17 protein-coding genes and 4 pseudogenes are annotated in these 24,543 nt (G+C 52.8%); 10 read left to right on the top strand and 11 right to left on the bottom strand.

Translation table 11 applies throughout. The annotated features are described in order from the left end of the window. Positions 1–3: 3 nt before the first annotated feature. The 3 genes from pqqB to D4100_RS01980 all read right to left on the bottom strand — a co-directional run bounded on the left by pqqB (position 4) and on the right by D4100_RS01980 (position 2,226). Complete coding sequence (pqqB, locus tag D4100_RS01990) at positions 4–915, bottom strand: pyrroloquinoline quinone biosynthesis protein PqqB (protein ID WP_006318441.1); 912 nt, start codon at positions 913–915, stop codon at positions 4–6. Positions 916–976: 61 nt separating this feature from the next. Then, the gene (gene pqqA / locus D4100_RS01985; RefSeq protein ID WP_071919955.1) at positions 977–1,054 is read right to left on the bottom strand and encodes a pyrroloquinoline quinone precursor peptide PqqA; all 78 of its coding nucleotides are present in this window, start codon (positions 1,052–1,054) and stop codon (positions 977–979) included. Positions 1,055–1,176: 122 nt separating this feature from the next. Continuing rightward, positions 1,177–2,226, bottom strand: coding sequence for a dipeptidase (locus tag D4100_RS01980; RefSeq protein WP_119802814.1), 1,050 nt, complete (start codon positions 2,224–2,226; stop codon positions 1,177–1,179). A gap of 420 nt (positions 2,227–2,646) precedes the next feature. Here D4100_RS01980 and D4100_RS01975 point away from each other — a divergent pair, with 420 nt between their 5' ends. Further along, positions 2,647–4,206, top strand: coding sequence for an alpha/beta hydrolase (locus tag D4100_RS01975; protein ID WP_006318445.1), 1,560 nt, complete (start codon positions 2,647–2,649; stop codon positions 4,204–4,206). Between the two features lie 379 nt (positions 4,207–4,585). Here D4100_RS01975 and D4100_RS01970 read toward each other — a convergent pair. After that, positions 4,586–4,908, bottom strand: a pseudogene (locus tag D4100_RS01970) (LysR substrate-binding domain-containing protein); the annotation flags it as partial. 257 nt (positions 4,909–5,165) lie between these two features. On the opposite strand from D4100_RS01970, the gene D4100_RS01965 reads away from it, so the two are divergent. Both D4100_RS01965 and D4100_RS01960 read left to right on the top strand, forming a co-directional pair. Continuing rightward, positions 5,166–7,982: an RHS repeat domain-containing protein gene (locus D4100_RS01965; protein ID WP_119802812.1), complete on the top strand. Its 2,817-nt coding sequence runs from the start codon at positions 5,166–5,168 to the stop codon at positions 7,980–7,982. A gap of 177 nt (positions 7,983–8,159) precedes the next feature. Continuing rightward, a pseudogene (locus tag D4100_RS01960) lies at positions 8,160–8,570 on the top strand (transposase); the annotation flags it as partial. On the opposite strand, the pseudogene D4100_RS01955 reads toward D4100_RS01960, so the two are convergent. Next, a pseudogene (locus tag D4100_RS01955) lies at positions 8,542–9,107 on the bottom strand (MFS transporter); the annotation flags it as partial. The pseudogenes D4100_RS01960 and D4100_RS01955 overlap by 29 nt on opposite strands. Positions 9,108–9,358: 251 nt before the next feature. Between D4100_RS01955 and D4100_RS01950 the strand changes: the two are divergent. After that, positions 9,359–9,586 (top strand): annotated as a pseudogene (locus D4100_RS01950) (PQQ-dependent sugar dehydrogenase); the annotation flags it as partial. A 493-nt stretch (positions 9,587–10,079) separates the two neighbouring features. Here D4100_RS01950 and D4100_RS01945 read toward each other — a convergent pair. Beyond that, positions 10,080–11,012, bottom strand: a complete 933-nt coding sequence (locus D4100_RS01945; RefSeq protein ID WP_119802810.1) for a LysR family transcriptional regulator — start codon at positions 11,010–11,012, stop codon at positions 10,080–10,082. Positions 11,013–11,155: 143 nt separating this feature from the next. On the opposite strand from D4100_RS01945, the gene D4100_RS01940 reads away from it, so the two are divergent. After that, positions 11,156–11,860, top strand: coding sequence for an SDR family NAD(P)-dependent oxidoreductase (locus tag D4100_RS01940; RefSeq protein WP_006321864.1), 705 nt, complete (start codon positions 11,156–11,158; stop codon positions 11,858–11,860). Between the two features lie 85 nt (positions 11,861–11,945). On the opposite strand, the gene D4100_RS01935 is transcribed toward D4100_RS01940, so the two are convergent. From D4100_RS01935 to D4100_RS25545, 3 genes are read right to left on the bottom strand one after another with little or no spacing between them, the layout of a single operon-like run. Continuing rightward, positions 11,946–13,418 (bottom strand): pyridoxal phosphate-dependent decarboxylase family protein, encoded by a 1,473-nt coding sequence (locus D4100_RS01935; RefSeq protein ID WP_119804096.1) that lies wholly within the window; start codon positions 13,416–13,418, stop codon positions 11,946–11,948. A 19-nt stretch (positions 13,419–13,437) separates the two neighbouring features. After that, complete coding sequence (locus D4100_RS01930) at positions 13,438–14,823, bottom strand: diaminobutyrate--2-oxoglutarate transaminase (protein ID WP_006321866.1); 1,386 nt, start codon at positions 14,821–14,823, stop codon at positions 13,438–13,440. Between the two features lie 51 nt (positions 14,824–14,874). Then, the gene (locus D4100_RS25545) at positions 14,875–15,222 is read right to left on the bottom strand and encodes a hypothetical protein (RefSeq protein WP_148661025.1); all 348 of its coding nucleotides are present in this window, start codon (positions 15,220–15,222) and stop codon (positions 14,875–14,877) included. A 252-nt stretch (positions 15,223–15,474) separates the two neighbouring features. Between D4100_RS25545 and D4100_RS01925 the strand changes: the two genes are divergently transcribed. The 4 genes from D4100_RS01925 to D4100_RS01910 all read left to right on the top strand — a co-directional run bounded on the left by D4100_RS01925 (position 15,475) and on the right by D4100_RS01910 (position 18,352). Beyond that, positions 15,475–17,040 (top strand): type 2 periplasmic-binding domain-containing protein, encoded by a 1,566-nt coding sequence (locus tag D4100_RS01925; protein WP_006321867.1) that lies wholly within the window; start codon positions 15,475–15,477, stop codon positions 17,038–17,040. Further along, a complete protein-coding gene (locus D4100_RS01920) occupies positions 17,037–17,438 on the top strand; it encodes a hypothetical protein (RefSeq protein WP_006321873.1) in 402 nt (133 codons plus the stop codon). Before D4100_RS01925 ends, D4100_RS01920 begins: the two co-directional genes overlap by 4 nt. Before the next feature lie 11 nt (positions 17,439–17,449). Further along, positions 17,450–17,854: a fucose-binding lectin II gene (locus D4100_RS01915; protein WP_006321874.1), complete on the top strand. Its 405-nt coding sequence runs from the start codon at positions 17,450–17,452 to the stop codon at positions 17,852–17,854. Between the two features lie 105 nt (positions 17,855–17,959). Continuing rightward, positions 17,960–18,352: a hypothetical protein gene (locus tag D4100_RS01910; protein ID WP_006321875.1), complete on the top strand. Its 393-nt coding sequence runs from the start codon at positions 17,960–17,962 to the stop codon at positions 18,350–18,352. Here the strand turns inward: D4100_RS01910 and D4100_RS25540 are convergent. Beyond that, a complete protein-coding gene (locus D4100_RS25540; protein WP_147417733.1) occupies positions 18,343–18,546 on the bottom strand; it encodes a hypothetical protein in 204 nt (67 codons plus the stop codon). The genes D4100_RS01910 and D4100_RS25540 overlap by 10 nt on opposite strands. A 79-nt stretch (positions 18,547–18,625) precedes the next feature. Here D4100_RS25540 and D4100_RS01905 point away from each other — a divergent pair, with 79 nt between their 5' ends. After that, positions 18,626–23,704, top strand: a complete 5,079-nt coding sequence (locus tag D4100_RS01905) for an RHS repeat domain-containing protein (RefSeq protein WP_119802808.1) — start codon at positions 18,626–18,628, stop codon at positions 23,702–23,704. Between the two features lie 327 nt (positions 23,705–24,031). Here D4100_RS01905 and D4100_RS01900 read toward each other — a convergent pair whose 3' ends face one another. Further along, the gene (locus D4100_RS01900) at positions 24,032–24,298 is read right to left on the bottom strand and encodes a hypothetical protein (protein WP_119804095.1); all 267 of its coding nucleotides are present in this window, start codon (positions 24,296–24,298) and stop codon (positions 24,032–24,034) included. Positions 24,299–24,543: the final 245 nt, after the last annotated feature.

Here is a 24,543-nt window from a genome sequence, read left to right as displayed (position 1 = left end):
CACCTACAGTTCAATGTTCATTCCGTCCCAACTCACTTCAATGCCGGCGTCGGTCAGGCTTTGGCGCTCAGCGGAGTCTTCGTCAAGAATGGGATTGGTATTGTTAATGTGGATCAGGATCTTGCGTTTGGCCGGCAGGCTGCCGAGCAATGCCGCCAGCCCCTGTTCTTCGGCCAGCGCCAGATGGCCCATGTCTTTGCCGGTGTTGTGGCCGACACCGAGGCTGGCCAACTCATTGTCACGCCACAAGGTACCGTCGATCAGCAGGCAATCTGCACGCTGTAGCCAGGGGAGCAACGCATCGTCCGGCTCGCCAAGGCCGGGGGCGTAGAGCAGGCTGGTGCCGCGCAGCGTATCTTCAATAAACAGGGCGACGTTGTGGCCTGGCAGCGGGCGATTGCGATAGCGAGAATAAGGCGGCGCATTGCTCAAGATCGGTATTGCGGTGAAGCGGATCCTTGGGCAAACCGCCGTCTGGAACGATTCCAGCGGAACGACAGGGTGATGAATCAAGCCGCCATTCCAATGAGAAAGCATGGTAAAGACCGGGAAACCGGTGTTGAGATCGTCGTGAACTTCACGGGTGCACCAAACCTGGTGTGGGCAACCTTCGCGCAAACTGAGTAAACCTGCACTGTGATCGATTTGGCTGTCGGTCAGGATAATGGCGCCGATGCCGGTACCGCGAAGCACGTCGGGGTTATTCAATTCAGGCGCAGCAAGCAGTTGTTGGCAAATATCGGGAGAGGCGTTGCACAGCACCCAGTTTTTACCGTCGTCGCTGATGGCAATCGAGGATTGCGTCCGGGGCGAGGCGTTGAGCGTCTTGTCGCGTACCCCCTGACAGTTTTTGCAGTTGCAGTTCCATTGTGGAAAACCGCCGCCTGCTGCAGAGCCGAGAACTTTAATCTGCATGTATTGACCAGGAAAAGAGGAAAAGAAGTGCCCGCTCCAGGGGAACGGGCAGACGGGGCGATTAACGGTTGGAAATGTACAGTGTTACTTCCAGCCCCAGACGCAGATCAACAAATTCTGGTTTGCTCCAAGTTGTCATAGCGGTACTCCTGTTGTGTGAATCAAGATGGGACAAGTCAGGCAACAAAATCGATCTCACCCGACGCGGCCCAGATGTTGATGAAATATGATGAAATTCGCAACCTTATAAAGGTAAGTTTTTTATTCGCCCCACGAAGCGGCCAAGGTTCTGAGCCAATTACGCCAGGCCAATTTCTCCAATAACCGGTCATCAAAACCTGCATGCGACATTGCTTGCATCAGGTGCGGTAAACCGCTTACGTCACCAAGCTGTTGCGGAATGTTCACCCCATCGAAGTCAGAACCGAATCCGACGCGATCTTCACCAAGTTTAGCGATCAAAAACTCAATGTGTTTAACAATTTCTGTCAAAGGTGTCGTTGCACTGTCACGTTTTCCGTCAGCGCGAAGAAACGCAGTACCGAAATTAACCCCAACGAAACCATTGCTTTGCGCGATAGTTTCCAATTGTGCATCGGTCAGATTGCGTGGTTGCGGGCACAATGTATGGGCATTTGAGTGAGTGGCGACCAGAGGGCGGTTGCTGAGCGCGGCCGTGTCCCAAAAGGCTTTTTCATTCATGTGCGAAACGTCGAGCATGATACGGCGCTGATTGCAGGCGCGGATGAGCGCTTTACCTGCCGGCGTTAAACCCGCACCACTGTCCGGGGATCCGGGAAATGACCCGGTGACGCCTTCGCCGAACGCATTGGGCAGATTCCAGAAAGGCCCAATACTGCGTACACCCAAATCATAAAACCGATCGAGGCGCGTCAGCTCTGCATCCAATGCGCCGGCGCCTTCGATATGCAGCACTGCGGCAATGAGCTGATGGCGCCGGCAATATTCTATCTCACTGAGGGTGCGGCATATTCGCAGTCGGCCTTCAGAGGCTTGTTCCAACCGATACATTATGGCGATCTGCGCTTCGGTGATCGCCAACGGATCGTAACTGGCGAGAGCTTGCTCTTCGGTCTGGTTACGCATCTGCGCGACATAGCTCACCGGGGGGATGAATACCGCAAATAACCCGCCGAAAAATCCGCCGCGTTTCATGCGCGCAAAGTCCAGATGACCGTTTTCCACCCTGGAGTAAAAGGCAGCAACGGGATCGTCTGGGTGATCCAGCCAAAGCTTGAGCAGCAAATCGTTATGGCCGTCAAAAACAGGCAAGGGGGATAAAATTGTCATGAGTTCCACTGTAAAAATGACCGGTCTGAGGCGGCGACAGGATTATACGGGCCATATTATCGCGCCGGGCAGCGACTGGGTAGCGCCGTCTGGCCCAGGGTCGCGGACGGGCTTCTCGCAGCGTATCTCTGATTCGGTACGGTAAGCGTGCCAATGAAGAAGATATTTGCAGCGGTTAAAACGATTTTTAATGCAATTTAACCGGCGCTATAACCGACTGATTATTTATCGATAGTTACGGCATTGTTTAGTCGTTATCTGCCTAAACTACTTTTCCGACGGATCCTGAAGCACCCCCTAAGAAGGGGCGGCCTGTAAAAAGCGAGTTTCTTTAGTTTCATTAATTTCTTGCGAATATTTACCGTATATAACTAAGGGGTGGACAATTTTCAGCCTTATTTTTTTAATCGAGGGGGTAGCGTGAGGTTTCCGACAATAGTTTTTATTGCCGTTATTTTTTGCACGCCGGCGGCTTTTGCTCGTGGGCTGCCATCCCAGATTCAACCGATATCCTGGGTTTCCTGCAAAAGCAGTTCGTTTAATCAATGGTTCGACGGGGCGAAGATCCCTGCGCGGCTACAATGCGGCTATGTGGAAGCACCTTTATCCTACGGCAGTGACAATACCCATGAAAAAGTCAGGCTGGCAGTCACACGCTTGCCTGCGACCGGTAAGAAGCAGGGCAGCGTGCTGTCGATTCCCGGCGGGCCAGGGCTGCCGGGGATACAGGTGCCTATCGAAACGGAAGAACTCAATGAAGGTTTCGATATTATCGGTTATGACCCTCGAGGCGTCGGGCAATCCAGGCCGAAAATTTCATGTTCCACTCAACCGGATGACAATACTGATGATGTTGCGGGGAATACGGCTAATACCGCCGATGCCGAAAAAGTGAGTAAGACCTGGCTGGAGGGCTGTATTAATCGTACGACGCTCCACGTCTTGAAACACCTGGGTACGGATGAAGCGGTCAATGATGTGGACGTTATCAGAGCCGCTTTGGGTGAGGATAAACTGAATGCTATCGCTTTTTCATACGGCACTCAGGTAGCGGCACTCTACGCAGAGCGCTTCCCGAAGAATATAGGGGCTCTCGTATTCGACGGGGTGATGGACATCTCGGACGATGCGTTCAGCAGTGATTACAAACAGGCATTGTCCTTCCAGCATTCATTTGAGCGTTTTGCCGCTTATTGTGAAGAAGAGCAGCAGTGCCAATTAACGAAAGCCCATGCCACAGCGAACTATCATTCGTTGCTGGAAAAGGTAGATAACCTGGCGTTGACGGATGAAAACGGCGAGGAAATAGGCGCGGGTAATATCATTAGCGCGACCACGAAAACGCTTTATTCCTCTGAGGATTGGCCTGAGTTGGCTAAATTGCTGCGTTCAATCGATAGCGACAAGTTTGATTACCAGGCGTTGGCCATTTTGGATAAAACCGATGAGCAAGCTACGGAGGCAGAGCAAAATATCCGCCCCAGAGCGGTTAATATCCCTAAACCACAATACCTGACAGACAGTAACGCTGATGTGAATGCCGCAAGCGCTGCCGAAGAAGAAGCGGCTAATTTAACCTTGATCGGCTGCATCGATTCGGCCAATCCGGGGGGAAACCTAAAACAGAGCCGGCTCAAAGAGCAGAAGTTAGTGGATGCATCCCCTTTCAGTAACTACCCGGTAAAAGCGCAATCTCCACGTAATGTCTGCGACCTCTGGCCATTTAAAGGGACAATGCCGGCGCATATCCCCGTAGTTTCTGCCGAATTGCCGCCATTGTTATTTGTTGCACAGCTTTATGATCCAGCAACCCCTTATGAGGGAGCGAAACGGATGGCGACGTTTTTTAACAGCCCTTTGATTACGGTGAATGGCGACGGGCATACGATTGCGCTTTCTAACGTGAATCAATGCGTAGATGATGAAGTGATTGATTATTTTATTTCCCCTAAGAAAGTAAGGGCCAATAAAAATTGTTAGCCTTGATGGATAATTAATAGACCGCGGGCGCCAATATATTGTGTCTTCGATATTCCTGGCACTTTACTCTTTGTCTTTTTGGTTTATTTAGTTTCATAAGGTTATGCAATCAGTATTCATTACGTTAATATTCCCGCTCCACTATGCAGTGCTTCGATTGATTGGGCGTCATCGTTTTACTGTACTGCATAGTGGGCACTATTAAAGCCAACCGAATCAAACCAATAAACACCTTTCATGATAATGGTTGCGCTGCGTAATTATTTTCACCAACCTTCCGTTGAGTTCTCTTTACCCTAAACCGTTTTGACGCTTTTATTGCGCTTATCCGACGTTTTGCTCCAGCACAAGTGACGCGTTACGGCATCTGTTTGCTTTTTCATGATGTCGGTGCCTGCCGGCGACAAACACTCAACACCAATTGCCGAAGCCACGATGGGCCGGATCCACTTCGGAACGCGGGTGCCACATTTGCGAGACGGTAATACCCTGGGTTTTTACCGGCAGTTCAAAAGCGAAAAGTGTGGCGACAACCCCGTTCCCATTAACTACAGGTTGATTGATAAGAAAAGACGCGGGCACCAGCGCCACCAGGTCCGACGCCTGCGCCACCGCCAGCGCGGCGGGAAAGCTCGGTACCACGGCGGCGATATTCCGCTCCAGCCCCAGTTCTGCCAGCGCCTGGTCGACCGGCCCGGTTATCCGCCTGGTGCCGTTGTTGGATACCTTCCTGCGCCTTAATGCGACAGAGCCCGATAACATCAGCGGGGTAATGTAACCGTTTAAAGATTTTTTTTGGATGAGAGGCATAAGCAAGCAGTTAACATCAAAAAAAAACAGCACGTTACCTGACCAGACCTTAATACGACAGAACTCGGGAACCCCCGGCATCTTTTTCCTCAGTGTTATATGATTTCCCAGCAGCCGTACCGGCTGCACACCCTGTACAGGAGACTATTATGAGCACAACGCTGTTCAGCACCCCTTCGGTGACGGTCCTCGACAACCGCGGCCTCGTCGTGCGCGACATCGCGTATCACCGCCCCCCTGATGTCCCTGAGGTGACAAATGAACGCATCACACACCACCAGTATGATGCGCGCGGCGCCCTGACGAAGAGCGCCGACCCGCGCCTGCACGCCGTCGGACTGGCGAACGTCACCCCCCTCACGGACTTGACCGGCACCGTACTGCGCACGGTCAGCGCCGACGCCGGCACCACCCTGGCCCTCAGCGATGCCGCCGGACGGCCGCTCATTGCGGTCCGCAATGTCCGTACCGCCCACGACGGCACCGAGGACAGAACCCAGGTAGTGACCCACACCTGGCAATATGAGGACGCGACGTTGCCCGGGCGCCCACTGAGCGTGACGGAACAGGTTACCGGCGAAGCCGCCCGCATCACGGAGCGCTTCGTGTATGCCGGCAATACTGATGCAGAGAAAGTCCTGAATCTGGCCGGACAGTGCGTCAGCCTCTACGACACGGCCGGTCTGGTGCAGACCGACAGCCTGGCACTGACCGGCGTACCGTTGTCCGTCTCCCGCCGCCTGCTGAAGGACGCAGATAGCCCGGATGTGGTGACCGACTGGCAGGGTAACGACAGCGCCGCCTGGAACGCCCTGTTGGACGGCGAGACGTTCACCATCCTGAGCACCGTCGACGCCAGCGGTGCCGTACTGACCACCACGGATGCCAAAGGCAACGCACAGCGGGTAGTGTACGACGTGGCGGGCCTGCTTAGCGGCAGTTGGCTGACGCTGAAGGGGGGCACGGAGCAGGTTATCGTCAAATCCCAGACGTACTCGGCGGCCGGGCAGAAGCTGTGCGAGGAGCACGGCAATGGGGTGGTGACGACGTACACGTATGAAGCCCAGACGCAGCGCCTGACCGGGATTAAAACCGAGCGTCCCGCCGGGCACGCCTCCGGGGCGAAGGTGTTGCAGGACCTGCGCTACGACTATGACCCGGTCGGCAACGTACTGAAGGTGGCCAACGATGCGGAAGAGACCCGCTTCTGGCGCAACCAGAAAGTGGTGCCGGAGAACACGTACGTCTACGACAGCCTGTACCAACTGGTCAGTGCCACCGGGCGCGAGATGGCGAATGCGAGCCAACAGGGCAGTGGCTTACCGCGTGCCACCGTCCCCCTTCCCACCGACAGCGCTGCGTATACAAACTATACCCGCACCTATACCTACGACGAAGCCGGCAACTTGACACAAATCAGGCACAGCGCACCGGCGACAGGCAACAACCACACCACGGATATCACGGTCAGCGACCGCAGCAACCGGGGTGTGCTGAGCACGCTGACGGAAAATCCGGCAGACGTTGACGCCCTGTTCACGGCGGGTGGTCAGCAGAAACAGCTGCTGGCGGGACAGAGCCTAGTCTGGACGCCGCGCAACGAACTGTTGAAGGTAACGCCGGTGGTGCGCGACGGCGGAACGGATGACCGGGAAAGCTACCGGTATGACGCAGGCAGCCAGCGCATACTGAAAGTCAGCGTGCAGAAAACCGCGAACAGCACACAGACGCAGCGGGTGGTGTACCTGCCGGGACTGGAGCTGAGGACGACAAAGGCCGGCGATACGGAAACGGGGCGCCTGCAGGTCATCACCGTCGGCGAGGCGGGCCGGGCGCAGGTGCGGGTGCTGCACTGGGAGAAAGGTAAGCCGGACAGCATTGACAATAACCAGCTGCGCTACAGCTATGACAATCTCATCGGCAGCAGCGGGCTGGAGCTGGACGGCGACGGCAACATTATCAGCCTGGAGGAGTACTACCCGTACGGAGGTACGGCTGTCCTGACGGCACGCAACGCGGTGGAGGCGGACTACAAAACGGACCGCTACTCGGGCAAGGAGCGGGATGCGACGGGGCTGTACTACTACGGCTACCGGTATTATCAGCCGTGGGCGGGACGGTGGCTGAGCGCAGATCCTGCGGGTACGATTGACGGGCTGAACCTGTTCAGGATGGTACGGAATAACCCGGTGACAATGATTGATTCAGAAGGATTAGCCCCTGTATACGCTCCCCGACGGGTTAGTGATACTATTGATGATTTATCAACTCAATTATCAAATACCTTATTCTCTGTGAAGCGTACAAATGATAAGGGTTCAGAGCAGACCAAATGGAAATTAAACGACACAGAGGAGAACAGTGTTCCCATAAATACTAGAGTGAATGAGTATGAATATACTACTTGGGGTCGTGATCGGGGAAGTTTGAGAACCTTTGCAGATGAAAAAATGGTCTTTTATTTCGATGATATATATAAAAATAAAAAGCGCCTGAACATTGTAGGGCATGGGTCCGTTGATGGAAAAGGAAATGGGCAGATGGGGGTAATTTTGGAAGGGAAAAAAGATAATTTAAGTGGCAAAGATCTTAAATATGCATTCGACTTTCGTCATGGAAAGGGGAGTTTAGAAAAGTATAATTACATTCGTTTAATATCATGCTGCTCAGCAGAAGGAATCAACCCTCTGGGACAACAAGTCGCTGATGAATTTGGTTTGGAAACAAAGGCATATAAAGGGCTTGTCCTATCCCTTCCCCCTGAAGTGCTTGACGCGAATAAGCTTAACAGTGAATTTATAGGCACTCGTCCAGATGGAAAAACCATTGATTACAATAAAATCCTCATTAATGCTAAGCAAACCTACGTGGTTAAATTACCACCGACAACGCCTGAAAAGTTAGCCAAATGGACTGGGTATAGTCCAGTAAAATTCAAGCCTAAGAACCTATCCCAAAAGGTGTAGTGGCACACTGATACTGGCCACCTGATCGGAGGTGATATGCTCACCTCCACAACACGACAGGTGATCAAATGGCTAAACATTTCACGGCTGAATTTAAGCTCGAAGCGAGACTGTAATTTAAATTGTGTATCTGCCTGTTTTTGATATGTTCACTCCAACAACGGAGACAGGCAAATTATGGACGAAAACAAACTCAAAGCACTGGCTGCTGAACTGGCTAAAGGCCTTAAAACCGAAGCTGATCTTAACCAGTTTTCTCGGATGCTCACGAAGCTTACCGTCGAAACAGCACTCAATGCTGAGCTGACCGACCATCTCGGGCATGAGAAAAATGCGCCCAAAAAAGGCTCTAATACCCGCAACGGCTACTCGTCAAAAACGCTGCTTTGCGATGACGGCGAGATTGAACTGAACACGCCGCGTGATCGTGAAAATACCTTTGAACCTCAGTTGATTAAGAAGAACCAGACGCGCATTACGCAGATGGACAGCCAGATTTTGTCTCTGTACGCCAAAGGTATGACCACGCGCGAAATCGTCGCGACGTTCAAAGAAATGTACGACGCGGATGTATCGCCCACGCTGATAATCCCACAATGTTTACTGCAAACAGCCAACCGTAGTGCTGCGGATCGACGCCGAAGTACGTGATGTACACAAACGAATCGGCGCGATGGCCATGATTATCATCAGGGTAGAAAGCATTTGTGCTGCACGAGTGCGGCTAAAGAGATCGCGGATCATTGCTCGTGCCAGCATCGGGCCGGTACAGGCCCCTAACGCCTGAAAAACACGCCAGAAGACAATTTGCACGATATCTGTTGATAATGCGCAGCCCACCGAGCCGATGATGAATAGGCCTAAACCGATAAATAGCGGCAGACGACGCCCGTAACGATCGCTAATCGGTCCCCAAATCAGTTGCGCAATGCAAAAGCCGATAAGGAACCCTGTGATCGTCAGCTCAGCATCACCCTGCAAATCTTTCGCCATGACGGGCATAGCCGGAAGATAGATGTCGGTTGATAAAGAGGTAACAGCCATCAGGGCGCTGAGAATGAGTAGAAATGATAGACCTGTATTGTTAGCTGTAGCTGACTGTGTACGCGTCTGTTGATTAAGCATGGTGATCCGTCGGACATGAAGATATAAGGGCATGTTAACGGGTTTGTGCATGCTGATAACCACAGGTGGGAGGATAGGGACTATGAATGACATTCATTAATATTGTGAATTGCGAAGGCAGTGAAAAAATAATTTGAACAGGCGCTTATCTTAGGCCTTATGGGGAAGAATCGAGGTATCGTTTCAGGCTCGATTTGTGATTGCAGACAAGGGCACGAATTATCAGATCATAAAACAGCATACCCCCCTAACATGGCAGTTGGAACCGCTCCCCATTGAATGGCTATCGGGTCATGTGGGTTAAATTTGAAAATGGTCAGCCGGTAGGTACCCCAAAAACGGTCGTAAGCGGTTTCTTGACCGACGATCAGAAGCAGGTCCGCGGTTTGCCGGTTGGGCTGGCGATGGATCGTCAGGGGGGCGTTCTGATTGCCGATGACGCGGGTAATTCACTCTGGCGCATCAGCGCTGCGCAATAATAGATTGCAATGCCGATTTCGTCAGGCCGTTCCGGGTAGTTGGCACTGCCTGACGAAAAGGCAGCGGTATTAATCGCAGCTATTTGGCTTTGAAAAATTAATATCTCGGTGAGTACCCAATAATGTATTCGGAAGTGGTTGGGTTTTTAGGGTTTTTAGGGTTTTTAGGGTTTTTAGGGTTTTTAGGGTTTTTAGGTTTTTTTAGTTTCATAAGGTTATGAAATCAGTATTCATTACGTTAATATTCTCGTTCCACTATGCAGTGCTTCGATTGATTGGGCGTCATCGTTTTACTGTACTGCATAGTGGGCACTATTAAAGCCAACCGAATCAAACCAATAAACACCTTTCATGATAATGGTTGCGCTGCGTAATTATTTTCACCAACCTTCCGTTGAGTTCTCTTTACCCTAAACCGTTTTGACGCTTTTATTGCGCTTATCCGACGTTTTGCTCCAGCACAAGTGACGCGTTACGGCATCTGTTTGCTTTTTCATGATGCCGGTGCCTGCCGGCGGCAAACACTCAACACCAATTGCCGAAGCCAACGATGGGCCGGATCCACTTCGGAACGCGGGTGCCACATTTGCGAGACGGTAATACCCTGGGTTTTTACCGGCAGTTCAAAAGCGAAAAGTGTGGCGACAACCCCGTTCCCATTAACGACAGGTTGATTGATAAGAAAAGACGCGGGCACCAGCGCCACCAGGTCCGACGCCTGCGCCACCGCCAGCGCGGCGGGAAAGCTCGGTACCACGGCGGCGATATTCCTCTCCAGCCCCAGTTCTGCCAGCGCCTGGTCCACTGGCCCGGCTACCCGCCCGCTGCGCGAGGCGACGACATGCCCGCAGGCAACATAGTGCTCGAGGGTAACGTCAGGCTGCAGCGCCAGCGGATGGCCCTTTCTTGCCACCCCTACGAACCTGTCCCTGAATAGCGCCTGCAGGCGTATTTCCGGCCCCATGTCGCCCAACACGCCGATCTCGAGATCAACCAGGCCTTCTCGCAAAGGCTTTGAGCTTTTCTCGGGCTTTGGCGCAAAGCGCAGGCGCACTAAAGGGGCCGCCGCTGCCGCCGCCGCGATAAGCGCAGGGCCAAAAGCCTCCACAAAGCCGTCGTTGGCACGCAGGATAAAGGTTCGTTCCAGCGTGGCCGGATCCAACTCAACGGCAGAAGGGCGGAGCACGGCGCGTGCCTCAAAAAGGGTATTTTGCGTACGCTCGCGTATCTCTTCGGCATAAGGTGTCAGCACCATATTGCGCCCGGCGCGCACCAGTAAAGGATCGCCGGTTGCGGTGCGCAAGCGGCTGAGCGTGCGGCTCATGGCCGAGGCGCTTAACCCAAGACGCCGCGCTGCGCCGGCCACGCTGCCTTCGGCCAGTAACACGTCGAGGGCAATGAGCAGGTTGAGATCGGGTTCCGTCACGCTGTTTAGTCTCCTGAACCAAAGAAAAAGGGAGAAGGCGTTTTGCGCAGGTTATAACTGCAAATGCTGCGTCTTCCGCCTTCTATTATGCATGGTTATATTTGCTGCATGACAAGATATCTCATGTTCGGAGGAAGTAATTTATGCCAACCTGTTCTGCTCAAAAGACCGTTCTGCTGATTGGCGCATCCCGTGGATTAGGGCTCGCCATGACGGAGGAATATCTGGCGCGCGGTCATAAAGTGATCGCTACAGGGCGCGACGGCTCCAAAGGTGCACTACACCAGCTGGCGGAAAAATATCCTGACTCGCTGGAGGTTGAGACGGTCGATATCACGGTGCCCGCACAACTTGAGGAACTGCATGCGCGGCTCGGCGAGCGGCAAATTGATCTGTTTTTCGTCAATGCCGGCGTCAAAAACGACGACAGCGAAACGATCGCGGACGTATCGACCGAAGAGTTCATCCGGGTGATGGTGACGAATTCGCTGAGCCCGATGCGGGCCATAGAGATATTTCAGCAGAAGGTGGCTCCAGACGGGACGATAGGCGTGATGTCTTCGGGGCAAGGCAGCCTGACCAACAACACTAATGGGCAGTATGAAGTATACCGAGGCAGCAAGGCGGCGCTGAATATGTTTATGCGCAGTTTTGCCGCGCGTCACAGTGACGATACCAGAACGCTGTTGCTGATGGCGCCGGGGTGGGTACAAACCGATATGGGCGGGGCGCAAGCTCGCTTAACCATCGAAGAAAGCATTCCGAATTTGGTCAACGTGATTGAAGAGTATGCCGGGCGCTCGGGGCTGCATTACCTCGATTACCTGGGCCGGGTTGTGCCTTGGTAAATAGGGCGACTATGCATCAATCTGCAATAAAAAAGCCGATAGCAGAATGCTATCGGCTTTTGACTGCTATTAACGGCAAACCGGTTTAAGCGGTCGGCAACTGCTGCGCAGTGGTTTCCACCAGCGCCAGCAACACTTTAATGTCTTCCAGGCTCACGGTCGGATTCAGTAACGTCATTTTCAGGCAGGTAACGCCGTCAAACTCGGTAACGCCCACGTTGGCGCGGCCCGATTCCAGCAAGGCATCGCCAATTCGCTGGTTGAACAAGGCAATCGCCGCATCGCCGCTCGCCGCCAACTGCGGCGGAAGGTAGCGGAACAGGACGCTGGCCAACTGCGGCTGCATAACCAGTTCCAGCGAGGGTTGATCGCCGATGTAATGCGCAACCTGCTGTGCCAGCGTAACGCCGTGATCGATGATCTCCGCGTACTGCTTTTGCCCCAGAGCTTCCAGACCCATCCACAGTTTCAACGCATCAAAACGGCGGGTGGTTTGCAGCGATTTGGACACCAGATTCGGCACGCCCTGCGCTTCGTCGAACTCGGAGTTCAGGTAGGCCGCCTGATAGCGCATCAGCTCATAGTGGCGCGCTTCTTTCAGCAAGAAAGCGCCGCAACTGATGGTCTGGAAGAATTGCTTGTGGAAGTCCAACGTAATGGAATCCACCAATTCAATGCCATCCAGATAATCGCGGTATTTCTCCGACAGCAACAATGCACCGCCCCAGGCTGCATCGACATGCACCCAGATCTGGTGTTTCGCCGCCAGCTGCGCGATGGCGCGCAGGGGATCAATAGCGCCGGCATCCGTGGTGCCTGCGGTCGCTACGATCGCCAGGATCTGCTCGCCGTTGGCTTCGGCCTGCGCCACTTTTTCGGCTAAATCGTTCAGATCCATGCGCGCGAACCGATCGGTTTTCACCAGCGTGACGGATTGGTAACCCAGGCCCAGCAACGCCATGTTCTTTTGCACCGAGAAGTGGGCGTTTTCAGAACATAAGACTTTAATCTTTCTCAGGTTGCCTACCAGGCCATCTTGCTGGATAGAGTGCCCCTGGCGCGCAAAGAAGGCGTCGCGCGCCAACATCAGGCCCATCAGGTTGCTCTGGGTACCGCCGCTGGTGAACACCCCGGCATCGCCAGGCTGATAACCCACCTGGGTGCGCAACCATTCGATCAACTTCATCTCAATGATGGTGGCTGACGGGCTTTGATCCCAGGAGTCCATGCTTTGGTTGGTGGCGTTAATCAAGACCTCAGCGGCCTGGCTGACCACCAGGCTTGGGCAATGCAAGTGCGCCACGCACTGCGGGTGGTGAACCGACAGGCTGTCTTTTAAAAAGTACTCAATCGCGCGTTCAATCGCGGCCTGGTTGCCCAGGCCCTGCGGATTGAAATCGAGCGTAATGCGTTCACGCAGTTCGGCAACGGTTTTCCCCTGATACATCTCAGGTTGTTGCAGCCACTGCACAACGGCCTGGCTACTTTGTGCAATCGCTTGCTGGTATGCCTCGGTGCTTTGCGCCGAGGCCGCCAGAATCGGGTTTAACTTGGACATCGCGGTCATTCACTCCACATCAGACGGGTTTGACGCCGGCCGCTAACAGGGCTTGTTCAAATTTATCCAGGAAAATACCCAACTCATCGTTGGTGATCAGCAAGGATGGCAGTAAGCGCAGCACGCAGCCATTGCGGCCACCGCGCTCCAGAATCAGCCCGGCTTCAAAGCATTTTTTCTGCAGCAGTGCGGATAATTGGCCATCGGCAGGGTAGCAACCCATATGATCTTGCGCTTCGCCTGGTTTGACGATCTCAATACCAATCATCAGACCCAGACCACGTACGTGACCTATCACCGGATAACGTTTTTGCAGCTCGGCCAGGCGGGCTTTCAGCCATTCGCCCTGGGCGGCCACTTTTTCGGCAATCTGGTTGTCTTTAAGGTGCTGCAGGGTGGTCAGGCCGGTCGCCATCGCCAATTGGTTGCCGCGGAAAGTACCGGTATGGTGGCCAGGCTCCCAGGCGTCAAACTGTTTCTTGATGGCCAATACGGCCAATGGCAAACCGCCGCCTACGGCTTTCGACATAACGATGATGTCCGGCTCAATGCCCGCGTGCTCAAAGGCGAAGAATTTGCCCGTACGCGCAAAGCCGGCCTGAACTTCATCGATGATCAGCAAAATGCCGTGTTCCTGAGTGACTTTGCGAATGCGCTGCAACCACTCGGCCGGGGCCGGGTTAACGCCGCCTTCACCCTGAACGGCTTCCAGAATGACGGCCGCAGGTTTGCGTACGCCGCTTTCGACGTCATTGATCAGGTTTTCGAAATAGTAGGTCAATGCCTTGACGCCGGCCTCGCCGCCAATGCCCAGCGGGCAGCGGTACAGGTGCGGGTAGGGCATGAACTGGACTTCCGGCATCATGCCGTTGATGGCTTCTTTCGGTGACAGGTTACCCGTTACCGCCAGCGCGCCATGGGTCATGCCATGATAGCCGCCGGAGAAGCTGATCACGCTGGAGCGACCGGTGTGTTTTTTGGCCAGCTTAAGTGCGGCTTCAACGGCGTCTGCGCCGGATGGGCCGGTGAACTGCAGGCAATACTCTTTGCCCTGGCCGGGTAACAAGGAGAGCAGGTATTCGGAGAAACGATCTTTCAATGGCGTGGTCAGATCGAGGGTATGTAACGGCAAGCCGCTGGTAATGACATCTTGGATGCTTTTCAGCATGTCAGGGTGGTTATGCCCAAGCGCCAGGGTTCCGGCGCCAGCCAGGCAGTCAAGATACTGATTATTCTCAACGTCTGTGATCCACACGCCTTCTGCTTTGGCGATGGCGAGTGGCAATTTGCGTGGATAACTTCTGACATTCGATTCAAATTCGGCCTGTCTCGCCAAATAGGTTTCATTGTTTGCATTTAATGAATTCGCAACTAAAGTGTCAATACGGACTTTATCCGTCATCATATCTCTCCTACAACCGGGAGTGTCAAAACGCCCTGGTTGAATTAATTGAATTTAAAAGTAAACCCGGTAAAAAATCGCGTCCAATATATGGCTTTTTAGCCTGGGACTCAATAGCTTATTTCCCTTTGATTTTATTGGGTTTTTTGTACCTTCGTCAATATGTTGCTGTTTTTGTGACCATTCATGCCACCCCCTGGGGCCGTACCCTTGGCCAAAATGTTTGCTGACAACATTTACACGCGCTTTTTGTGTGGCGATAGACTGACCGCCAGAGGACGGTTCGTTCGCCAGGGTGCGCCAGTAGCGGCCTTGAGCCGAGGCGACGCTTAAATCAATAAATATCGAATAATTGCAGGCGTATTTGATTATCATGGTGAGTATATATTCTGATGAATACATAATTTTTATTTGAGGATCTTTGCGGATAATTAATCGGAGTGCTATATTCAAAATTCCATATTTTATCGACTCTTCACATTCAAAGTCATTTGAATAAATATAAAGATCACGCTAATAGAGTTAAACATAAAAACATTAGCATTCAAAGTGACTTTAATTTTTCCTTCATGTGCCGCCACGGGATAATCACGCCTTTTATTTTTCTTCGAAAAAAGGAGGGCGCTGTTTTTATTGTATTTATGTGAGGCTTCTATGAACTCTATTTATCGGGCGTTATTCTACGCCTTTGCATTAGCGCTGTCTTTTTTTAGCGGCACCGCAGTTATTGCCGGCCAGTTAATATTGAAAAATACCTCTTTATCACCCATTACCTGTACGGTGGACGGCTGGACGGTCTCTTCAGGCAGCAGTTTCGATTGGTTCATTAAGGTGCAGCCGGGGCAGTCATTCTTTGTGGGGCAGAACACCAGCAGGCCGAAAGATCCTGTTATCAATTGGGCCAATTGCAATAACTTGCAGACTCGCGCGATGACCATTACGCCCAGCGGCCCAAATCAAACCCTGGTGTTGAATGGGCGGCAAACGCAAGTATTGAACGTTTCGCTTTATCCTTTTCTTCCTACGCTACCCACGGATAATTTCGAAAATTTGGTCGCCTATGTTGTGCAAACTTATCAGTCGCAGCATCCGCAGGTGTTACTCAATGCAGTGCTGAATCCGCAGGTGAATATTTACAGTTTTACTGATTTGCCAGCCCTGCTGGGCAACGATGGATTTGATGTGATGGAGCTTGATGTCCTTTACCTGGGTTTTCTGGCGGATAATCAGTTGATCAATCCCGCCGAGATTACCGGCGAAGCGCCCTGGGCCGTGGCGCTGGCGGGGGCAACTTACCAAGGTAAGTTATGGGCGATCCCCAGTTGGCTCTGCATGAACTTTATCTACGCATTCGATCAGGCGATTCAGCAGCAGCAAAGCCTGTCGCAAATGCTGAATTATTTGAAGACCCAAACGTCGTCAGTCACCAAATTGGTGGGCAGCTTTAACGGCAGTTGGACCATTCCTTCCGACTATATCAACGCTTATGTGCAGACCTACGGTTACGGTGCGCTTCAGCAGGCGATGCAAATGCCGCCTGACAACGACGTCGTTCATCAATTGGTTTCACTGTCTGATACCTGCACTTTTAACGGTATCAATAAGTGCACCAATAACACCTATCACAACGCCCCGAATGGCGGTGTCGAGCAAGTTTTCGCCTCCGGGCAGGCCAGCACCGACATGGGATTTTCCGAACAGTCTTTCTTCGTGAACCTCTATTCGTCAACGCAAAAATCGCTGTATGTCGTGCCAACCCCTTGGGGAGAACACCCCCAGCCACTGTTATTTGAAGACGCTTTCGTTACCAGCGCCGCGACATGCAAGCCGGGCAGCCAATGTGCGCTCAATGCGCAAGCGTTCACCACGTTAATGACCGGCACGGCGATGAAAAATTATATCGTGCAGTCCAAAGATCTGCCTGCCGGTACGCCGTGGCGGACATTGTTGGTGGCCACTCAGCAATTCTGGCAACAGTCGATCATTACCGATAACAGTTATTACCAACAGCTATCGCCGATATTTATGACGGCAAAGGCTTTTCCTAATAACTTCACCCCGCAAAGCCAGGTTGCCATGGCCAATGGCATTTGCAATGCCTTAAAACAGCAGCAGCCTGATTTTGTTTGTAAAAGCAATAATAGCACCCGCATGTTAGCCCCATCTCACGGCAGTTCCACCATCAACCCAGGCACCGTTGAAAGCAGGAGAGGTTTATGAGTATTGGACCCGTTTCCGGTAATGGCATCGCCATCACCTTACCCGTAGGAAAAACGTTATTTTGGACCGCCAATGTTCAGGCATCGTACTCACAATATGTTGTGGTTCGCGACTCGACGAATCAGGTGGTTATTGATAGCAAAGGTTCATCGACAGGCGGGCATTCGCCAACCCAAATTGGCCAGGGCTCGTTTGTTACCGCCGGCAGCGGGGTTTATACCGTTTTCATTGGCTATAACGATGGCCAGTCCTGGTCCCAGGTTATGTGGGATGAAATCGCGTTAAATATCGGCAGCCAGATTTATTCCAGTTGTTTCAATTTCATTAGTGAAGACGGCGCGGATCAGGATTTCAATGATACCTGCCTGACACTGACCTGGTTTAACAGCATTGGTTGAGGAGCACAGACATGGCAATTGGACCCGTAAATGGCAATGGTATTGCCATCAATATTCCCTCCGGGAAAATAGTTTTTTGGTCTGCTTTGGTTCAAAGCTCGGCAAACCAATTTATTCAGCTGAAAGACAGCAGTTCAAACGTGGTCTTCACCACCCAGGGGGCCAGCTCCAGCGGCGGTACCCCTACGCAGATAGGCGAGGGGTTCTTCCAGGCTGCCGATGCCAGCGGGAATTACACTATCTGGATCGGCACCAATAACGGGCAACGTTATTCGCAGGTGATCTGGTCGCAGGATGTGATTACCAGCGGTGCTACGGTTTACTTTGGCAAATACATTTTTGCCAGCGAAGACTATACCGACAATGATTACAACGATTCATTGCTACAGCTGCAGTGGTTCCAGTTCGTGGGTTAAGCCCCGCAACCAAAAGGCAGATCGAGCCGGGCGGGGCAAAACCGCCTGGCTCGAAAAGATCCTCGCACCAATAACAAATCTGACAACGCATTGATGGAGGTAGTTATGAAGGCACTAGCGGGTAAAAATCAAATGTCTTATGGCGGCAATGGTGGGTCTTTCAGCGCAATCCAGGATACCGGCGGCCAACAGGTGGTGATCAAGAGCGGCAGCAAAATCGATTCCATACAAATTGGCAATAGCAAATATGGCGGTGGCGGCGGTGGTACGTCGGCCAGTTTCAAGCTTCCGCAAGATGGGAAATTTACTATTTTGCGCTTGTGCACCAATGATGATGTCGTCGGTTATATCAAGCTGGTATGCGATGGCGTGACCTATGAAGCGGGGAGAGTCACCGGGGATGGCGATTTGTCTTTTGGCAGCGGATTGACCGTATCCTTCGCGGGCTTTTCATCCGGATCCATGATTGACATGATCTTGTTCAATACTTATTGCTGACCTGATTGTTGAAGGCGGCAGCGGGTACTCATTGGCGCACGCACGCGCACGATGGGCATCCGCCACATTTGCATGCTCGGCACGACAGCACGCGAGTCGGTCGGTTTGACGTTGCGTTGGGCGCAAGCCGACATTTTTACCACGACGGTCGCCTGTCCTGGAACGCCGTCGTCAACCATATCCGTGCGATGCATTGCAGACTGAATCTCTCTACCGGCATCTCGGGAGAAGGAGCGATCGTGCGCACGAAATACAAATAGGTAGGGCGGTGCCATGGGAAACAAAAATAATCTTGATGTCAAAGTGCTCGAGAATCAGGCGGCCAACCTGAAAGGGAAAGCGAACTTGCTCACTGCGTCGTCAAGCGAACCCGGATATTCCAATGCACCGACTTACAGTTCCCTTGGCTATGAGGTCGATCCGCGTACAGGGACGCTGCAGGTTACCCTTTCGCCGCCGACTTTCTTTGGCGCCCTGGGCAGCAACATCACGCCATCCATCGTTTATAGCCCGCAATCGATCGCCTCGGGGATCACGCTTCTTGGGCTTCCCTTGGGCTGGAGCTATTCATTCAGTTATATCGCGGCGAGCCAGGTATTCATCAATGGTTCGTCCGCTTACTACATCGACGATGTGTATGAGTCGGGTTTGCGCTACTACAACCTGAAGGATCTCGTCTTCACCAGCGATTCGGGGACCTTCCCTTACGATAATCAGCTAAAGTACAGCAATACATTGCAATTTATCAGCGGCGAAACGCAGTATTTCGACGCTCACGGCAGATTGCTTGGCGTGGTGGACCGCTGGGGCAACCATGCCATTTTTTATTACACGCAAGAGGGCGATGTCTATAGCAGCAAGTTGTCCAGCATCGTCGGGTTCGCCGGGCAGAGGATCACCTTCGCTTATAGCGGAGAGGGCATCGAGATCGCTTATCCCCAGGGAGGGCAGAACGCTATCTCCTTCACCTATCTGGTGGATAACCAAAGCTATTTGGTGGGTTATGTCAATCCGCTTGGGCAAAAGTTCACCATCGCCAATCGGGGTGGGTTGGTCAGGAACGATTTGATTTCTCAGATCACTTATCCGAACAGCGCCTCGGTCGTCTATGAATACACCACTCTGCGTTATTACGTCGATGCGAACCGGTCGCAGTTTTATCGCATCGATGGCATCGCCGCGACAAGGCAGATCTATGTCGATACCACCGGACAAACCCAGACAAGGTCGGTTTCCTATTCCTATGATCCCAACGGCGATGCCCACGACTATACGGGGTATCCGACGTACGTCATGGGGAAATATCAAGATACCCTGCTGCAAAGCAATGATGACGATTACCGTTATGTGAGCCAGGTCGACGATGGCGTGCTCGTTGTGGAGCATCAATACAATCGGCTCCATCTCGAGCTGGCGACGAAGACCTTTACCAAGGATGCTCAGCCCCGGCTTATTCAGCAGGTCACCAATACGTTCATCAGCGAAACCGACGGGAAATATTTTCCGCCGTACTACGAATTAAAACTGATACCGAATTATCAGACCCCCATCAAGGTGATGACCGAGATCTACAACGACGCGGGGGAAAGGTTGATCAGCGAGATAGAATCGGACTTCGACGACTACGGCGCGCCGACGGAAGTCCGCTCTTATGGCAGCAGAGTGGCGGGCGATGCGCCCAAACTGCTCAACAAGGTACAAACTCTTTACGACTATGCCGGCTATGGGCAGCTTGTCCAGCAGGATACTTATGACTATACGGATGGGACCATCGTCAGAAGAATCGCCAATAGCCTGACCGACGACAAGAAGAATATCGCCACGAGCACAGACGGCTTTGTCGTCTCCGCCTTTAGCCCTAACAAGAAGATTACTTATCGCTACAACGCCGCGGGCAAGGTTATTTACGAAAAGCTGGAATGGGCCGATGGCGCAAGCCATGCGCTGGAGAGTACGGAGACCTCGACCCGTTACGCCCTTGCCGTTCCCGTGTTGACGATCACCAGCATCAATGCGCAAGGCATACCGAATACGACTGAAATCGATACGGTGACGGGATGGATGATCAGCCAGGCTAATGCCCTGAGTTATGGTTCCAGCTATACGTATGACAATATCGGCCGCCAACTGACCTCGATCGATCCCATGGGTGTAGTGACGGAGTACATTTTCGACGATTCCGTCAACAAGGCCACGACCCGATATGCCAACGGATTCGAGACCTATGTCTATAACAATGGGTTTACGGACAGGGTCAAAACCGCCGACAACGGCGGCTATGACAAGGCGGAGCGTACGCTCACCGCCAATGGGTACAACGACAAGGGCCAATTGATCTGGACCGAAGGCATCCTGGGCACCGATTCGCGGATCTTGTACGCCTATGACAGCAGAAATCAGTTGGTCACGGCGACGGATGCGTCAGGCAATGTCAATCGCTACGAATATGACGCCGTGGCTCAAACCAAGACGGAATTCTTTAACGACGTCTTGGTGAGCAGGTTGAGCAAGAATGACAATGTGCTCGACGAAGTCACTTACTCCAGCCTGCTTTCTTCCGAGAGGGTGTCGGCGACGAGCCTCTCCAACAGCTATTCGAACATCATCAAGTCACTGACGGGGGAGCCATCGGCAGGGAAGGAATGGCTGGCAGCCTCCTTCCAATACGATGTCAATAACCAGGTCAGTTCCTACAGCGCGACAGGCAGTGACGACATCGTGCAACGCCAGGATATTTCCAGGGATTTATTTACCAATGCGGTATTCACCGGTGTCCATGTCAGCGCGCCTGAAACGCAAGAGTCCACCGCCGGCGGCGATACCTATTTTTACGATAACTTGAATCAGTTGCTCACCGACACCAATGCGCTCGGCCAGCAATACACCTATGTCTATAACGAGATCGGCCTGGTATCCAGTTACACGGATTATGCGGGAACGGTGTTCGCATGCGACTACAACGCCAATAACCAGTTGGTATCGGTTGCATGGACTGACCAGGGGGCACAGTGCAAGAAGCAATATACCTATGATCCCTTGACGCATAAGGTGCGGCAAATAGAAGAGTTCCGCCAGGGGGAGAGCAAAGGGAGTATTGCGTATGACTATGGTTTGGGCGGTGCGATTAAATCGGTGACCTATCCCGACGGGAAAAAGATCCTTTATGAATATGACCTCGGCACGGGACTGCTCAGCAAATTCACCGATGCCATCGGGAAGGTCACGCAATATACGTACGACAATTACGGCCGGATAACTCGGCAACAGATCGTCGGAGAGGATTACAGCGTCCAGACCGACTATTACAGCAAAGAGGAGAGCGCCGCCAACAGCGGCAAACTCAAGTCGATCCGGGTCAGCAACGGCATCTCGAGCCGTTTCTCCTATGATGGTTTCGGTTCCCTTGCGCAGGCGGTCATCACCGATACGTCCGAGGGTGCGACCAGCCCTGTTTTGCTGGAGACGCAATATTCCTATGATCCGATCACCCGTAACCTGGTCAAGCTGCAATCCAGCTCGGGCGCATTTGCGCAAGATGCCAATTTGAATTATCTGGCGAACTACAGTTTCGACAGCCGCAACCAGCTCACGGAAGAGCGGAAACAAATCCTGGGCGGCGACGTTGCCGTCACGGCGTATCGGTATGATGCGGCCTGCAACGTCATCCGGGAAGATCGCAGGGTCGGAACGACCAGCCAGTCGACGACCTATACCTACGATCAGGACAACAAGTTATTGCGCATCGACGCCTCGTCCGGCGCAAGAAACTTCGCCTACGACGCCAATGGCAATTTGACCGACGATGGGGCGGGCGGCACATATCGCTACAACGCGCAAAACAGGCTGATCGGATATAGCGATGCCGGCGGCAATCTGATCGCCGAATACGATTACTACCCCGATGGGCTGCGGGCCAGTAAAAAGGTCAATGATGGTGTGGCGATAGGGTTTTATTACGACTATTCCTCATCCCCCAATATCGTCAATGAGATACAGGGAGATAAAACCAGCCACTACCTGGCGCAGGGCAGCAAGAGATACGTTCGCCTGGTCGACAGCGCAGGGATCACCGTCGCCGAATATTTCATCGCATCCTTCCGGGACGTCGTCGGCGTCGTCGATGCTTCCTGCGAGATGGATGCCAGCTACGCTTACGAACCCTATGGGCAAGAAGAGGGTGCCAGTCATCTTGATGCCGATATCAGCGTAAATCCATTCAGATATACCGCCGAATATACCGACCTCGAGTCTTCCCTGATCTATCTGAGGGCGCGTTACTACCATCCCGGAATCAAGCGCTTCATGGGCCGGGATACCACCGACCTTATCAACCGCTACAACTATGCAAATGGCAATCCCATCATGGGCAGCGATCCCAGTGGGAATTTGGGCATAGGATGGGTGATCGGTGCGGCTATCGCGGGCATCGCCGTGGGCCTTATTACGGGTGGTGTGGGCGCATTGGCCCTGGGTACGGGCATGGGCGCCGCCATCACTGTCGGCGCGGTGGCGGGCGTGGCCGGCACCGCGGCCAGTAATGGCATCACGGAATGGGGTCTCCATGCGAGCGGCGAACCTGGATTGAGCGCCAAAGACTGGGGCGTCAGCCTGTTGGCGGGAGCGGTGTCCGGCGTAGTCGGAGCCGGCGTCGGCGGTGTGGTCGGTCGTGGAGCGATGAGCACCGCGATGAATGCGGGCTGGTCTGCCGGGAGAGTCACGGCTGTCGGTGTCCTGTCGGCTTCAGCGTCCGGCGGTTTCTCCGGCTCGGTGGCCTCCGCCGGCGTCACTGCCGGCTTCGATCATCAGGCATTCTTCAGTGCTGAAGTGTGGGAAAACATCGGCATCAGCGCCGCGGTTGGCATAGGAGCCGGCGTGATGGCATCGGGCGCGCATTTTGGTTTCGGGAAAATCGGCGGCATCCGTACTACACCCGTTGAGATGAGTGCCTCGGAGTTCAGCATCATTACGGACAGGACCACGCCTAATACCATTCTTGAGTTCAACCCTCGGGAAGCCTCTCAATGGCAAGGCAGCAATCTGGGGGCGATGACCGGGGGGCAGGATACTGTGATTGTGCATGGGCATCCGCGATTCTCCTTCCCTGAGGATGTGCAAGGCAGGTATCGGTATGCCTCCGCCAAGACCACGGCCCAGGCGATACAGAATAATATCGGCGGCGGGGGCACCGTAAGGCTGATTTCTTGCTCCGCAGGAAAATGGATAGGCGTGGAAAACATGGCGCAAACCATTGCCAATACGCTCAGTCGGCCGGTAGAGGCCTATACCGTCGACGTCAGCATTGCTGAGGTGGTCAATGGCACAGTGACGCCTGTCACTTATCAGCCTGTGTAGAAGCGGCACCTCGCTGGGAGCACGGCTGTGCCGTCCGTCTGATGTGGTACAGGATGGTCTGTCTGTGCCACAGAAGAGTGGGGTAACCAAGGAGCAGGGTGGAAAAGTCGCTGATGCACAGGTAGCGGACCAAATAGACCCTGAAGAGACATTCTCAGGTGTTGAATGTACCCATTCACCCTGAGGATGGTTTACCTCCTGGTGCTTTGCGTGGATCTGAGTGACATCACCTACCCATACAAAAAGCAGGAGGTCTGGAACGGGTATTTTTCCATCCTGAGATGAGTTTATTTTCGATAATCCATGCTTAATTGAAATTGCTGGTTTTTAACTGAAAAAATAAATCAAGGATATAATAACGACGCAAACGGAGCATATAAACACACTCCCGGAGAATTCCCTTAATGAATCCAAATAATCCTTGCCGTCGGCATTTAATTTACTAATGGCTTCCTTTTCATTTTCGGCTTCTACTTCGATATGATGTTTCCTAAACCCTTTCTGTTTCATCTCTTTAATTAATGAGTGTGTAACTGATCCCTTTGGGATTGCTTTTGCATTATCAGCGCTTATGAACACAACATATTTACTCATGATTTCCTCCATGAAGGCATAGAACTTCACATCTGTTCATTTATCGGTTAATTGGCGTTTAGCACCGGGCTCTTTCGGTTCGGTAGTATGCCGATCGTAGCCTGATGATACTTGCCCACTCCCATCTCTATCCTGCCATCCGCCAGACACTCTGTCATATTGACAGCTTAATATTTCCTTTGTGAATACTTTCATTTGAAATTATTATGCTCGGTAGTCTTATAAACGTCAGGATTACATAGTAT

This window comes from Serratia inhibens, assembly GCF_003591175.1.
GTDB lineage: Bacteria > Pseudomonadota > Gammaproteobacteria > Enterobacterales > Enterobacteriaceae > Serratia > Serratia inhibens.
This window is presented reverse-complemented; position numbering and strand designations above follow the sequence as displayed.